Source organism: Pseudomonas sp. MF06569 (genome assembly GCF_059862735.1).
Map to the genome: position 1 here is coordinate 22510 of NZ_JCBCUZ010000028.1, position 14733 is coordinate 37242.

A 14733-nucleotide genomic window follows, 5' to 3' on the forward strand; every position below is an offset into this window, starting at 1 on the left:
CGATTTTTTCCGTTTTCTCTATGCACCCCTTCTCTGTACCCCCGATTGAACATAGGGTGCGTTACCCGCAACGCGAGCCGGTGTGACCCCGCCGCTGTGCGTGTTCGGCCTCGCCGAAACGGCTCTCGTAAACCAAGCCCCGGCCAAAAGCGCGCCGGGTCTTGGCCCTTCGGGCTTCGATCCTCACGCCTTCGCCCGTCCCGGGCTGCGCGCTCCGCTTGCACCAGGTCAACGTCCCCCACTCTTTATATCGATACAGGGAAAAAGCCGATAGCCCGGGCGATGCAACAGCCCGCGTCCTGGATCTGCGCACGACTCAGGAAATCACCCTGCAGTTATCCACCGCCCGGGCAAGAAACCTCCCGGCCCGTGGATAACTGCATCGCTCGCTCTGGCCTCTGACGGGCCCCGCTCGCTGGGCGATTTTTCATGCGCTGGCCATTGCATCGGAATGCCTTCGGCGACCAAAGGGGTGCCCCCCTTGGATCCGCAAGTTGGAATGGTTCGGGCTTCGCCCGCGATCTGCGCGGGCCTATTCGCCGCTCTCAGCCGCCACCTCTGGCGGGACTTCGACCAGCTCTTTCGAGTCCACAAACGGGACTGCGCACTCAATACATTGAATCCGACCGCTAAGCCCCGGTTTGCCCCATAGATTCAGGTGGCAACTCGGACAGGTGTACTTGCGCTTGTTCTTCGGGTCTTCCTTGCCAGGATCTGGCTGCAGCAAACCCGCCGAGGTCAGCGCCGATATATCTATCGTCGGATCTTCCGGCGTACCTGGCACCGGCTCGCCGCCAGGCCCGTAGAGCAGCACTGCCGACATAGGAACCCGTTTGGTTACCACGTCGATCCAGGACAACATGCGGCCCTGTTCGATCAGTTCCTTGCTGGAAAGATCGAACGGCCCGCCCTCGATGATGTAGTGCGTCATCTGCTGGCCATGACGTTTCCCGCCAGGCTCGCCGGTGTCGGACGGCATCAGCCCGATGGACTGCATTTTGTTCGCCCATTCCGCGTTGTGATACCCGGATCGGGAGCGCTTGCCGAAATGGGCCTGCCACTGGTGGACTTGCTCATGTGCCAGTGTGGATAGGGTCTGCTCTACGCGACGGTGCGCGAAATATGCAGGGTTCAGCGCAATCTCATCGCTCTTTCCTTCGCCGTTCCGGCGAAGAAAGCGCGACTCAGAGTAGTACCCGAACGTGTTGCTTTTGCGCTGCAACGTGAACAGACAGCCAGGGAGTTGGCCATCAAACAGCACCTCGTTGAAGTACGCATAGGCGCCTTCGATTTCTTCGTACAGTTCCTGACTGGCAGTTGCGGTCATGTGTCCTCCTTTTCTCGCACGCGAGAAATCCCCCCTGGCCTGATCGCCTACGGGGGGAGGGTTGTGGCAATACGGAAAGTTTATCCTGTATCGTACGATACAGGATAAACCCCAATAAAAGGGGGCGCCCCCCTTACATTGTTGCCAGTCGATACCCGATGAAAGCACCCACGGCACCGGCGACAATCGCTGATACCAACGCCGTAAGCGTGAACGCCAAGAACCAACGGCGCAGCCCTCCGGCTGCTAGGATCAGCGGCGCCGAACTGCGGTTCAGCTCGTTACCGATCCTGGCGGCGGCCTCACGGCCAGCCTGCAGCAACGCCACCTGCTGGGTTTCCATCATTGACTCGAAGTTCAACCGCGTCTGCAGCAACGCCTTGGCCGCGCCGTCCTTGATCGCCTGGTCCAGTTTCGCCCCCAGTTCGCCGTCCACTTCTTCGAGACGGCGCACCAGGGCGTCAATGTCTTCCATCATCTGAACCGCCAACGCTTCGCGGGCGGTTGTCGGATCCTTGCCCATCGCCGTTACTTCCCTTTCCCGAACAGCGCCGCGTACACGTCATCGAGGTTCTTCCAGGCCGACTTAGCCAGGCGCTGAACCGATATCATCCGTATGGCGTGCTCCTTGTCTTCTTCGGTCTTCGCGTCTTTCAACTGCTCACGGTACGGCGTGGTGTCTTTCACGACCTCGGAAATGTTTTTCTTGAACGCACGCAGCCGCTCGAACACCTCGTTGGAATAGATCACCGCGTCAGGGTTGAGGGTGAATTTCTTCTCCAGCTTGTGAAAGCCGAACACCGCCGAGAAGGTTTGCGGCAGGTCGTCTGCATCGTCAATCTGCACCTTGTTGAACACGACCAGGATTCGCTTGGCTGGTACGCCAAGCGCCGATAGCGTCTTGATCGTGTTGATCGTGTCGGCCTGCTGCTTCTTCTCGCTGACCGTGGGCACCAGGAAGTAATCGAACTCTTCCTGCGAGCCAGCGAACTGCCCCATGTACTTGAAGAAGTCTTCGACGTTCGAGGCTCCCACGTCGACCACAGCTTTGCTCTCGACCATCAGCCATTCTTGCAGCTCGCCGAACTGACGCCCCTTCATACGCTCGATCTCGGCGGCAGTGTCAGAAGCCCCCGCGTTGATTGTCTCGATGGCGAAGCGCGGCGCGTCCATCCGGGGCGACAACAACTGATCAGATACAGTCGTCTTGCCGGTGTTGCCGCTGAAATTCACTACGGCGATTTTACTCATGTGCGTCTCCTTCTGCTTGGGCTCGCACTCTCGTAGCGAGCCAGTTCTGAGGCGTTCACATCATCCCCAGGGTTCATGATCTTGCTCAATTCGTTCGGCGCCATTATTGGCGCCGGTAGATCCTGACTTTCCGTCTTTGTATCGTACGATACAATTTCCAGCTTTTCGGCGGTTGCCTCTGGCACTACCGCAGCTGACTGCGAATTTGGCACATTTGCCGGTGCTTCGACCGTTCCGGCCTTGACCGACTTGCGATACCGATACAGGTAACTTTTCAGCGTCTCCATGCTGATCTCGATCCCCTGCTCCTTGAGCACATTCAGGATCGCTTGGCGTCTAACTCCCGCCTTCAATTGCTGCTCGATAATCGGCATCACCTGGCGTATTTGTGCCGCCTTGGTTTCCGGTTCAACTGCCTGCAATGCAGTCGCTAGGTCTAGCTTTGCCATATTGCACCCTATATGCACCCTTATTGCTCTCTTTGTGCATCCTACTTACCCCCTACACATAGTCAAGCTAAACCCTTCCTGCATCCATTGTGCAGCCTTACAGCACCCACCTTGCACCCTACCTGTACCCTCTTCTACGGTCTTCGACCTAAATGATGGATACGCCCTTAACAAGAGCATAATTTTTGATCCTTAACAGGATCAAAATCTTAATACACATCACGCACCTCCCTAGCGGGAGGTCAGCCCAGCATATACAGTGCTTCCAGTGGGTTTTGCCTGAATGCACATGTGATACAGATGTATTACAAATATACAATATGGACCATATTTTAATAGTGTTTTGTGTATTACATTTGTTATACATGAACTCGAAGACCTGGACCCCTCCATTTCAAGGGGGGATTTTGACCGCCATGAGGGGGCAATGTGGGGAAGACCGTACCGATACGTTTGAACGATGAGCAGCTGGCCAGGGTCGAGGAATCGGCTGCTTTGGCAGGCTACAAACACCTGTCCACCTACATGCGTGATCGTCTGCTTGAGCCGTCCAAAGTGGACAGCCACCAGGGCGGAATCGACCAGTGGGCAGACCAACAACGAATCATGAGTTTGCTCGAATCACTCGACCAGGCGCAGGCCACTAACCGAACCATTCTGGCCATCGTGGTCTACCTGCTACGACAGAACAGCACGCAAGGAAAGCTCAGCGAGCTGCGTGCCGAACTGTCCGCATTGGGGAGCAACGAGGAAGCATTAGCCGCTCTGTTGCCCGAGTTGGCTAAGGACATTGAACGTCTATCAGGAGAGGACTAGTGCACAAACAAGAAGTCGATAGCGCAATATTGACGGCGGGGATTGCTCTGCCAATCGCCGGTTGGGTCGGCGGCGCCTACCTGGCGCAGATGCCGTTTACACCATTCCCCGGCGCCTTCCGCGAGACATTGCACCAGACACTGCAGAACCCAATCATGGCCGGATGCACGGTGGCCACCTCCGTGGTGGCCGGTGCCCTGGTCTACTACCTCAATGAGTATTGCGACGATGGGTTCCGTGGCGAACGGTTCATTGAGCATTTGCGCGGTTCTCGCATGCGAAATTGGCACTACGTGGACAGCAAAGTCCGTAGACGTAACGCCCAAACCAACCGTGAACGCCGCAAAAGTGGGCTGGAAAACATCGAACCGATCATGGTCGGCAAAGTGCCGATGCCACTGCACCTTGAAGATCGAAACACCATGATTTGCGCGTCCATCGGTGCCGGTAAGTCCGTCACCATGGAAAGCATGATGGTCTCGGCGTTGAAGCGTAACGACAAGATGGCCGTTGTCGATCCCAACGGCACCTTTTACTCAAAGTTCAGTTTCAAAGGCGATGTGATTCTCAACCCCTTCGATGCTCGGTCAGCAGGTTGGACGGTGTTCAACGAGATCAAGGGTGTTCACGACTTCGACCGTATGGCGAAATCCATCATCCCGCCGCAGGTGGATCCAGGTGATGAACAGTGGTGCGCGTATGCCCGTGACGTACTGGCCGACACCATGCGTAAGCTCAAGGAAACCAACAACCCGAACCAGGACACGCTGGTAAACCTGCTGGTTCGGGAGGATGGGGACACCATTCGGGCGTTCTTGGCCAACACCGACTCCGAGGGCTATTTCCGCGACAACGCTGAAAAGGCGATTGCCAGTATTCAGTTCATGATGAACAAGTACATTCGCCCGCTGCGCTTCATGACCAAGGGTAGTTTCTCGATCCATAAGTGGGTGACAGACCCGAATGCGGGCAATCTGTTTATCACCTGGCGGGAGGACATGCGCTCGACCATGCAGCCATTGGTGGCCATGTGGATTGATACGATCTGCGCGACCATCCTCAGCTATGAGCCCATGACCGGGAAACGTCTCTGGATGTTCCTGGACGAGCTGCAGTCGCTGGGCAAACTCGAATCGTTCGTGCCAGCAGCCACCAAAGGCCGGAAACACGGCCTTCGTATGGTTGCCAGTCTGCAGGACTGGTCGCAGTTGATCACCAGCTATGGCCAACACGATGCAGAAACGGTGCTGTCTTGCTTCCGTAATTACGTGATTCTTGCCGCATCCAACGCACAAACCTCGGACAAGGCCAGCGAGATCCTTGGCCAGCAGGAAGTCAGGCGTATGCGTGTCTCTTTCAGCAACGGCCGCAGCAACCGCTCGCCAGAGATCAAGAAAGAGCCCGTGGTCATGGACTCCGAAATCTCAAATTTGAAAGACCTTGAGGCTTATCTGAAATTCGGTGAGGACTTCCCTATCACCAAAATCAAGCTGCCCTATGTGAATCACAAAGAGAGAGCGCAGGGAATAGTCGTTGCCGGTCAGGCTGCGTAACGGAGGTTGCATGCTCAACGTCACGCCGATTCGAGGAAACAACCAGTACGCTGCAGCACGTTATTTCTCTGCTGCAGACGACTACTACGCCAAGGAAACACCCGGCGAGTGGCAAGGCGAAGGTGCCGAACGGCTCGGCCTGGTCGGCCCCGTCGATCAGCTGCAACTGGCCAAACTGCTTGATGGCAAGTTGCCGAACGGCGAGCGGATCCACACCACGTTCAATGCCGAAACCAACAAGCGGCGCATGGGCTTGGACATGACATTCTCGGCGCCGAAATCGGTGTCGATGCAAGCACTCGTCGCCGGCGACAAAAATGTCACCCTGGCTCACGACCGGGCGGTGGCCAAGGCCATGCACCACGTCGAAAAGCTCGCCCAGGCACGGCGCAAGGTACAGGGCAAGTTCCTGCGCGAACGCACGGGGAACATGGTCATTGGCAAGTTTCGCCACGAAATGAGTCGCGGCAAGGATCCCCAACTGCACACCCATGCGGTGATCATGAACATGACGCAGCGCGCCGATGGTAAATGGCGTGCCTTGTTCAACGACGATATTTTCAAGGTTCAGCATGAAGTTGACGCCATGTACAAGGGCCAACTGGCCTTGGAGCTGCGCGAGCTGGGCTACGAGATCCGCGTACTCGATGGCAAAGGCAACTTCGAGCTGAATCACATTTCACGGGAACAGATCGAAGCATTCTCCAGCCGCAGCAAAGTCATTGAAGAAGCGTTGGCCAAGGACGGGAAAACCCGGGCCGACGCGACCACTCTGGAAAAACAAGTTATCTCAATGGCCACCAGGCCGCACAAAGACGAGCGCGACCACGATCTGGTGAAACAGTATTGGGTGACGAAAAGCCGCGAGTTAGGGATCGACTACGGCCCACAAAGCCGATTGGATGGCCGCGAGTATGGTGAATCAGGCCCAGCGTCAGGCGCTGGCCGCGTTCCATCTGATCCCAATCTACCCGCAGGGCTGACACCGGCCCAAGCCGTTGTGCAATACGCAATCAATCACCTGACCGAGCGTGAACAGGTTGTTACCCAGTTGGACCTGTTGACCGTGGCGCTCCAGCGTTCGGTAGGGTTGGCCGGGCCTGACCAGGTACGGGCCGAAATAGCCCGGCTGGTACAACAAGGTACGCTCATAGAGTCAGCACCGGCCTACTCAATGGCACAGCCCACGGAAAACGCGCCCGTGTTGTCGCCTGCAGGTTGGCAAGCTCACCTGCAGGAGTTGAAAGGCTGGACGGACAAGCAGGCAAAACAGTACGTGGCCACCGCCATCGAGCGCGGTTCATTGGTGCCAACCGAGAAGCGCTACACCACACAGAAAGGCTTGAAGCGCGAGAAAGCCATCCTTGCCATTGAGCGCACTGGCCGGGGCCAGGTGACGCCGCTCATGTCCCAGGAGCAGGTCGCTAAAGCACTTGAAGGATCAACCCTCACCGCTGGCCAACGGCAAGCCGTCGAGACCATCGTCAGCACGGAGAATCGGTTTGTCGGCATTCAGGGTGATGCTGGTACGGGCAAAACCTACTCCGTTGAGCGGGCCGTGCAACTGCTCACATCCGTCAACGAGGCAATGAGTTACGGCAAGACAGAGGATCAACTCGGCTATCGAATCCTCGCATTGGCGCCGTATGGGAACCAAGTTGCCGCACTCAAAAACGAGGGGATGGACGCTCATACCCTGGCCAGCTTTTTCAACACCAAAGACAAGACCCTGGACGAGAGGACTATCATTGTTCTCGACGAGGCCGGTGTCGTCGGCGCTCGCCAGATGGAACAGCTCATGCGGCTGGTGGAAAAGTCCGGGGCCCGCCTTGTTCAGCTGGGCGATACCAAACAGACCGAGGCCATCGAGGCGGGAAAACCATTCGCCCAGCTCCAGCAGAACGGCATGCAAACCGCCCGGATCAAGGAGATCCAGCGGCAGAAAGACCCCGAGTTGAAATTAGCCGTCGAGCACGCCGCCGATGGCAATACTCCCAAGTCGCTGCAGCACATCAAGCACATTGAGGAACTGCGCAACCCTATCGATCGACATCAAGCGATCGTCAACGACTACATGCAACTGACTGACCAGGAGCGTAGAGAGGTATTGATCGTTGCCGGTACAAACAAAGACCGCAAAGAGATCAACACTTTGGCGCGCAAGGCATTGGGCCTTGAGGGCCGGGGGGCGAAGTTCGACACGTTGAACCGCGTTGATATGACTCAGGCAGAGCGGCGCTACGCACCGACCTACCAGCAAGGAATGGTCATTCAGCCGGAGAAAGACTACAAAAAAGCGGGCTTGGTTCGTGGCGAGAACTACACCGTCAAACAGGCGTTACCGGGAAACATCCTTGTCGTGACCGGTGCCGATGGCCAGAGCCGTCAGATCAACTCGCGACAGGTTACAAAGCTCAGCGTCTACAAGGCAGAGCGCCCGGAGCTGTCCATTGGCGACCTGGTACGCATCACCCGCAACACGCCATCACTCGACCTCACCAACGGCGACCGGATGCGAGTTATCAGCACAGCCAACGGCATGATCGAGCTGGCTTCGACCAGAGAGCGCGACGGAAAGCCGGAGCGCGTGGTGAAGCTGCCATCGAACAAACCGCTGCACCTGGAACACGCTTATTCCGCGACTGTTCACAGTGCGCAGGGCCTAACCAATGATCGCGTGATGATCTCCGTGAACACCAAGAGCCGTACCACTTCGCTAAATCTGTTCTACGTGGCCATCAGTCGGGCGCGGTTGGAAGCGAGGATCTACACCGATGCTATCGCCGGTTTGCCGGGTTCTATTGCCAAGCGCTACGACAAAACCACGGCACTGGCGCTGCAAAAAGAGCGGGACGCCCAGCGCCTGCAGAAAGCGCACGCCCCGAAAACGGTTGTGGATGGGCCAAAAACCGAGCGAGCTTTGGAACGCGAAAAACGCATGCGGCCCAACAGCCCAAGCGGCGGCATACCAAATTAGTGAACTTTGCCTTATCTCGGCATGCCCCCTATTACCGTGCCATCCGCTCGGCTTTCGCGGTATTGCACAGCGCCACCGAGCATGTGCGCGAGAAGTCCGTCATGCGCCAGGTGACCATCAGCTTGATTCCGCTGTTTGGCATCAACCTGTTCATTCCGAGGCTGGTCGAGTTCCTGGCGCAAAACCCGGAACTGGACATCAACGTCACCTACGCAAACCACCGCAGCTATTCCAGCGAACCAGCCACTGGCCGGGCAATCACAGCGAGCCGCTGATCTCGGGTGCCGTCTCGCCCTATTGCAGCCGCGAATTCCTTCAGCGCCACGCCCCCATCGACTCGCCCCAGGCCTTGAGCCAACTGCCGTTGCTGCACGACGAAGAACGCGGCACCTGGGCCGAATGGTTTCAAGTCGCCGAGGTCAAGCACGCCAGTGCGCTCAATGGCTTGCTGCTCGAAGACGGGCAACTGGCGCTGACCGGCCTGGGTTGCTCGCTGCTGCGCGAGCCGTTGGTGGCGCCGATGTCGCCAGCGGCGAACTGGTAAAGCTGTTCGACCTGCACGTGGATGACGGCCGCCAGTACTACCTGTGCCGGCGCTCCAACAGCGAACTGTCCGACGAAAACCTGAGCTCAAGCGCAGCCTAGTGAAGGCTACGCCAGCAACCGCTGATTGATCACCATTTGCTCACGCCCGCGCGCCACAATCCAACGGTGGAAGTCGCGGCAGTGGGCCTTGTCGAACGCGCCCTTGGCACCCACCAAAAAATACGCCGACGGCAAGGGCAAGGCCCGGGCAAACGGCCTGATCAAACGCCCATCTGACAACGCATCAGCCACCATTGAGTATTGCGCCAGTACCACACCCTGCCCCGCCAATGCGGCCTGGATTGCCATGGCAGACAAGGAATACACGCGGTAGCCATCGCGAATGCTTTCGCAGTCCACCTGTTGGGCCTTGAACCAGTCACGCCACGAAGGCGGCGAGGCAAACTTCGGTAGCCAGTCGATGGACAGCAGCGGATATGCCAGCAGGTCTGCCGGTTTGTTGAGCAGCACATCAGGCCGCAACAACCAAGGGCTGCACACCGGCACCACGCAATCGCGAAACAGTTCGATGGCGTTTTCCGTGGCCACGTAGTCGCCGTAGGTGAAGCGAAAATCGATGTCGTAGCCCTCTGGCGAAGGTTCGGCGTGACTGCCATCGAGAAACAAATTGAGTTCCGGGTGCTCGTCCTGCCAGGCATAGATGTGCGGTGCCAACCAATCCGACAGCAATGACGGCAAAGCGCTGATGCGCAGGTTGCTGGCGTTTTTCGACCGCTCGACCTCGACCTGGGCGATGCGCAGGCTCTCGAATGCCGCTGCGCAGCTATCGTGATAACGCTGGCCGGCGGCGGTCAGGCGAATACGCTTGCCGACCTTCAAGGTCAGGCTCAAGCCCAGGGTGTCTTCCAGCAGTTTCATTTGTTGGCTGACGGCACCGGCCGAGATACCCAGACGCTTGGCGGCCTCGACAATGCCGCCGAAACGTCCCACGGCTTCAAAAACCTGCAGCGCGCGCAGGGAAGGCAAGCTGTTCATCATCATCTCCATAGCAATCGACGGTTTTATACTTTAGCTGAGCTATAGCAAGCCACAGTTTTCGACATTTTTTGTATATGAAAAGCCTCGTATTCTGGCTTTGGCGGGTATTTACCTGTCCCGGTCAGGAGACGCCCCATGTTGTTACGCAAGACCCGATACGGTGCAGCCTCTGATGTAACCATGCGTACCAAAAAACCATAGTGGCCCGGCGACTCAGCCACCCCGGGCTTATCAGCACCGCGAAAAACAGCACCTTGCAGGCATTTTCCGTGAATTGGCCTGCATTTTGCATTAAATGTATATACAGGTACTATCATATAAAGATTTTTCTGTAATACATCGTTAGCGTTCGATCCGTCAGACAAAGGAAAAACAACAATGAAAAAATTTGTACTCGCCACCGTCTTTGCATTGGCTTCCACCGGCGTCCTGGCCAAGGATTTAAGCGTCATTCGCTTTGGCGTCGATCCGACCTTCGCTCCGTTCGAATCGAAAAACCCCGACGGTCAACTGGTGGGCTTTGACATCGACCTGGGCAACGCCATTTGCGCCGAGCTGAAGGTCAAGTGCGTGTGGGTGGAAAACGCATTCGACAGCATCATCCCGGCGCTGCGGGCGAAAAAGTTCGATGCCGTGTTGTCGGCAATGACCATCAACGACCAGCGCAAAAAAAACGTGGACTTCTCCGACCGTCTCTATAACTCCCCCAACCGTTTGATCGCGAAAAAGGACAGCGGTCTGCTGCCTACGCCAGAATCCCTGAAAGGCAAGCGCGTCGGCGTAGCCCAAGGCACTACCCAAGAGACGTACGTCAAAAAAATCTGGGCGCCTAAAGGGGTGATCATGGTCACCTACCCCAATCAGGACTTGCTGTATCCGGACCTGGTCAGCGGCCGTATCGACGCCAGCCTGACCGATGCCGCCGTGGCCGAACTGGGTTTTTTGCAAACGCCTAAGAACACCGGTTTCGCCTTCGCCGGCGACGCTGTGTACAACCAGGAACTGCTGGGCGAAGGCATTGCCATCGGCCTGCGCAAGAACGAGCCGCAGCTGATGGAAGCCATCAACCGGGCACTGGCCGAAATGCACAAGAACGGCACCTACGACACCATCCAGAAGAAGTACTTCACCTTCGACATCTACAACTAAAAGCCCTGCGCTTGACCGGTGCCGGAACGCTCGCGGCTTGGTGATCCGGCGCCTTGCCCATCCATTTCGCGCAAGGGCCGGCCCCCGGGCCGCCCTTGCCAACGGAGAGACAGAACATGCTTTTACAGGGCTATGGTTCGCTCATTCTCGAAGGTACGTTGGCGACCATCCAGCTGGCACTGATGTCCATGGTACTGGCCGTCACGCTGGGCCTGATCGGCGCATCAGCCAAACTATCGAAACAACCGCTGCTGCGTCACCTGGCCGCCGGCTACACCACGCTGATTCGCAGCGTGCCGGACCTGGTGATCATGTTGTTGCTGTTCTTCAGCCTGCAGATCTGGCTGAACAACCTGACTGAATGGCTGGACACCGAACAGATTGACATCAACCCCTTCGCGGCCGGGGTGCTGACCCTGGGTTTCATCTACGGTGCCTATTTCACCGAGACCTTCCGCGGCGCTTTTCAGTCCGTGCCAGCCGGCCAGTTGGAAGCTGCCGTGGCCTACGGCATGAATCGTCGGCAGGTGTTTGTGCGGGTGCTGTTTCCACAAATGATGCGCTTCGCCCTACCGGGAATCGGCAACAACTGGCAGGTGTTGATCAAGGCCACGGCGCTGGTGTCGATCATTGGTTTGATCGATATCGTCAAAGTCACCCAGGACGCGGGCAAGAACTCCATGGACCTGTTTTTCTTCAGCGTGGTCGGCGGCCTGATCTACCTGGCCCTGACCACCGTTTCCAACGGCGTGCTGATGTGGCTTGAACGCCGCTACTCGGTGGGCGTCAGAGGTGCGCAGCTATGATCGATATCGTCCAGGAGTACTGGAAAGCCTACCTTTGGTTTGACGGCTACCAACTCTCAGGCGTGGCCATGACCCTCTGGCTGCTAGTCGCTTCCATCGCCATCGGCGGCACCCTGGCCGTGCCGCTGGCCGTGGCACGAGTCTCGTCCAATCCGCTGCTGCGCATGCCCGTATGGTTCTACACCTACGTGTTTCGCGGCACGCCGTTGTATATCCAACTGCTAATCCTCTACACCGGGATCTACAGCTTGCAAGTGGTGCGCGACCAACCGACCCTCGATGCGTTTTTTCGCGAGGGCATGAACTGCACCCTGCTGGCCTTTGCCCTCAACACGTGCGCCTACACCACGGAGATTTTCGCCGGCGCCATCCGCGCCACGCCCTATGGCGAGATCGAAGCAGGCCGCGCCTATGGCATGTCCACCTTCACCCTGTACCGGCGAATCATCCTGCCCTCGGCATTGCGCCGTTCGCTGCCGTACTACAGCAACGAAGTGATCCTGATGCTGCACTCCACCACTCTCGCCTTCACCGCCACCGTGCCCGATCTATTGAAGGTCGCTCGCGACGTCAACTCTGCGACCTACTCCTCGTTCGAAGCCTTCGGCCTGGCGGCGGTGCTGTACGCGCTGATGGTGTTTACCCTGGTCTGGCTGTTTCGTCGCTGCGAAGTGCGCTGGCTGGCCTTCTTGCAACCGCAGGCGCATTGAGTGACCGTCCTTTTGGAGACATCGAACATGTATAAGCTAAGCGTAGATGAGCTGCACAAGAAATACGGCGACCACGAAGTACTCAAGGGCGTATCGCTCAAGGCCAAAGCTGGCGACGTAATCAGCATCATTGGCTCCAGCGGCTCGGGCAAAAGCACCTTCCTGCGTTGCATCAACTTCCTGGAACAGCCGTGCGCCGGAACCATCACGGTAAACAACGAGCAAATCCGCACCAAACAGGATCTCAACGGCGCGCTGCGGGTGGCCGACCCGCGTCAGCTGCAAAAAGTGCGCACCAAACTGGCGATGGTGTTCCAGCACTTCAACCTGTGGCAGCACATGACCGTGCTGGAGAACATCATCGAAGCACCGGTGCATGTGCTGGGCGTCAAGCGCAAGGACGCAGAGGCACGCGCGCGGCAGTACCTGCATAAAGTCGGTCTGGACCCGAGCGTTGAGAAAAAATACCCGTCCCACCTGTCCGGCGGCCAGCAGCAAAGGGTCGCCATTGCCCGTGCCTTGGCCATGGAACCGGAAGTGATGTTGTTCGACGAACCCACTTCCGCGCTGGATCCGGAACTGGTGGGCGAGGTGCTGAAAGTGATGCAGGCCCTGGCCGAGGAAGGTCGCACCATGGTCGTGGTCACCCACGAGATGGGGTTTGCGCGCAACGTCTCCAACCATGTGATGTTCCTGCACCAAGGCCGGGTTGAAGAGCAAGGTCCGCCGGGTGAAGTGCTGGTCAGTCCGCAAAGCGAGCGCTTGACCCAGTTCCTCTCCGGCCGCCTGAAGTAACCCCATTTCGACAGGAGACAACCATGAGTAACGGTTTTCCATCACACCGCAGCTTTACCCAGCAGCGTGAACAATTCCTCGCCGCCGCCGAGGCCGTCGGCGCCCGTCTTAGCCATTACCCGCACCCATTGCGCGGCCCGTTCGCCGAGGCCCTGGGCACAGATGTGGCCCTGCTCGGCAACCCCCAGGCCAAACGGGTGTTGGTGGCCTTGAGCGGCACCCACGGCGTGGAAGGTTATTACGGCTCGGATTGCCAGCGCCAATGGCTGCAAACCTTCAGGGAGCGCAGCCTGCCCGACGACGTCGCGGTACTGATGATCCACTTGATCAACCCGTGGGGCACGGCCTGGATGCGTCGGGTCAACGAGGACAACATCGACCTCAACCGCAACTACCTGGACTTCACTAAGACACCACCCGACAACGCGGCTTATGAAACTCTGCACCCGATCTACACCTGTACCCAACTGCGTGGCCCCGAACGTGAGCGCGCCGATGCCCAGCTCAATGAACGGATCAGCCGCGAGGGCTGGTCGGCGGTGATGTCGATTGTCGAGGCCGGTCAGTATCGCCATCCCGATGGCCTGTTCTACGGCGGTAACAGCTCAAGTTGGTCGAACCAGACCCTGCACCGGATCCTCGGCGAACACCTGGCACACGCCGAGGTCGCGATGTGCTTCGACCTGCACACCGGCGCGGGCGATTATGGCCATCCGATGTTGATGACCATTGCCCAGGCCTCGTACCCGGCACTGCCCCAGGCCCAGGTGTTGTTCGGGCCCTGGCTGTTCACCCTGATGACCAGCGCCAACAGCCAGAGTGACACCGGCGTTGCTGCCACTGCCACCGGTTACACCTCCCAGGCCATCATCAACGCCTTGCCTCATGTGCAACTGATGCCGTTCGTGATCGAGTGCGGCACCTACCCTGGTCAACAAATCCATGCGGTGCTGCGCGACGATCAGTGGCTGCACCTACGCGGCGACCCAACCGGCCCCGAAGCACGGCAGATCAAGTTGCAACTGCTTGAACAATTCTTCCCCGCGGACAGCGACTGGCAAGAGTTGGTGTGGGTGCGAACGCGGCAGATCTGGGAACGGGCGTTGTCCGCGATAGGCACGCGCGGCGGTCTGTAAAACGCACAGCACCCAGTGTGGGAGCGAGCAAGCTAGCTCCCACAGGAGATGTTCGTGGGGACGCGATAAACACTTAAGAGAACCTAAACCAAATATCAGTTTTATCCATCTATTCTTACTCAACTGGCCTCTCGTATTCTGGATCCGTCGTTAGCCACGATCCGAAGAATAATAAGGAGA

General features: G+C 57.9%; 13 protein-coding genes and 1 pseudogene. 9 read left to right on the plus strand and 5 right to left on the minus strand.

The genetic code is table 11. From position 1 onward, the window contains the following. Nucleotides 1–532: 532 nt before the first annotated feature. The 4 genes from AC19YQ_RS20590 to AC19YQ_RS20605 all read right to left on the minus strand — a co-directional run bounded on the left by AC19YQ_RS20590 (nucleotide 533) and on the right by AC19YQ_RS20605 (nucleotide 3027). Nucleotides 533–1327: a SprT-like domain-containing protein gene (locus tag AC19YQ_RS20590; RefSeq protein WP_048377547.1), complete on the minus strand. Its 795-nt coding sequence runs from the start codon at nucleotides 1325–1327 to the stop codon at nucleotides 533–535. Between the two features lie 133 nt (nucleotides 1328–1460). Then, nucleotides 1461–1850: a hypothetical protein gene (locus AC19YQ_RS20595; protein WP_048377548.1), complete on the minus strand. Its 390-nt coding sequence runs from the start codon at nucleotides 1848–1850 to the stop codon at nucleotides 1461–1463. Between the two features lie 5 nt (nucleotides 1851–1855). Beyond that, nucleotides 1856–2578, minus strand: a complete 723-nt coding sequence (gene stbB / locus AC19YQ_RS20600) for a StbB family protein (RefSeq protein ID WP_048377549.1) — start codon at nucleotides 2576–2578, stop codon at nucleotides 1856–1858. Continuing rightward, the gene (locus tag AC19YQ_RS20605) at nucleotides 2575–3027 is read right to left on the minus strand and encodes a hypothetical protein (RefSeq protein WP_048377550.1); all 453 of its coding nucleotides are present in this window, start codon (nucleotides 3025–3027) and stop codon (nucleotides 2575–2577) included. Before AC19YQ_RS20605 ends, stbB begins: the two co-directional genes overlap by 4 nt. Nucleotides 3028–3456: 429 nt before the next feature. Here AC19YQ_RS20605 and AC19YQ_RS20610 point away from each other — a divergent pair, with 429 nt between their 5' ends. From AC19YQ_RS20610 to AC19YQ_RS20625, 4 genes and pseudogenes are all read left to right on the plus strand, one after another. Then, nucleotides 3457–3843, plus strand: a complete 387-nt coding sequence (locus AC19YQ_RS20610; RefSeq protein WP_048377551.1) for a hypothetical protein — start codon at nucleotides 3457–3459, stop codon at nucleotides 3841–3843. Then, nucleotides 3843–5396: a type IV secretion system DNA-binding domain-containing protein gene (locus AC19YQ_RS20615; protein WP_048377552.1), complete on the plus strand. Its 1554-nt coding sequence runs from the start codon at nucleotides 3843–3845 to the stop codon at nucleotides 5394–5396. The genes AC19YQ_RS20610 and AC19YQ_RS20615 overlap by 1 nt, the downstream gene beginning before the upstream one ends. 10 nt (nucleotides 5397–5406) lie before the next feature. Continuing rightward, nucleotides 5407–8373 carry a MobF family relaxase gene (gene mobF / locus AC19YQ_RS20620; protein WP_048377553.1) on the plus strand — a complete coding sequence of 989 codons (2967 nt, stop codon included), beginning with the start codon at nucleotides 5407–5409 and terminating at the stop codon, nucleotides 8371–8373. Between the two features lie 29 nt (nucleotides 8374–8402). Then, a pseudogene (locus AC19YQ_RS20625) lies at nucleotides 8403–9018 on the plus strand (LysR substrate-binding domain-containing protein); the annotation flags it as partial. A gap of 6 nt (nucleotides 9019–9024) precedes the next feature. Here AC19YQ_RS20625 and AC19YQ_RS20630 read toward each other — a convergent pair. Beyond that, on the minus strand, nucleotides 9025–9954 hold the full coding sequence (locus AC19YQ_RS20630; protein ID WP_009682420.1) for a LysR substrate-binding domain-containing protein: 930 nt from the start codon (nucleotides 9952–9954) through the stop codon (nucleotides 9025–9027). A gap of 381 nt (nucleotides 9955–10335) precedes the next feature. Between AC19YQ_RS20630 and AC19YQ_RS20635 the strand changes: the two genes are divergently transcribed. The 5 genes from AC19YQ_RS20635 to AC19YQ_RS20655 all read left to right on the plus strand — a co-directional run bounded on the left by AC19YQ_RS20635 (nucleotide 10336) and on the right by AC19YQ_RS20655 (nucleotide 14553). Next, nucleotides 10336–11106 (plus strand): ABC transporter substrate-binding protein, encoded by a 771-nt coding sequence (locus AC19YQ_RS20635; protein WP_009682421.1) that lies wholly within the window; start codon nucleotides 10336–10338, stop codon nucleotides 11104–11106. A gap of 116 nt (nucleotides 11107–11222) precedes the next feature. Beyond that, complete coding sequence (locus AC19YQ_RS20640) at nucleotides 11223–11912, plus strand: ABC transporter permease (protein ID WP_009682422.1); 690 nt, start codon at nucleotides 11223–11225, stop codon at nucleotides 11910–11912. Beyond that, entirely contained in the window at nucleotides 11909–12622 is a 714-nt protein-coding gene (locus AC19YQ_RS20645) for an ABC transporter permease (RefSeq protein ID WP_009682423.1), read from the plus strand. The genes AC19YQ_RS20640 and AC19YQ_RS20645 overlap by 4 nt, the downstream gene beginning before the upstream one ends. Nucleotides 12623–12649: 27 nt before the next feature. Continuing rightward, nucleotides 12650–13417 carry an ABC transporter ATP-binding protein gene (locus AC19YQ_RS20650; RefSeq protein WP_009682424.1) on the plus strand — a complete coding sequence of 256 codons (768 nt, stop codon included), beginning with the start codon at nucleotides 12650–12652 and terminating at the stop codon, nucleotides 13415–13417. A gap of 23 nt (nucleotides 13418–13440) precedes the next feature. Then, nucleotides 13441–14553: a DUF2817 domain-containing protein gene (locus AC19YQ_RS20655; protein WP_095003307.1), complete on the plus strand. Its 1113-nt coding sequence runs from the start codon at nucleotides 13441–13443 to the stop codon at nucleotides 14551–14553. Nucleotides 14554–14733 lie beyond the last annotated feature (180 nt).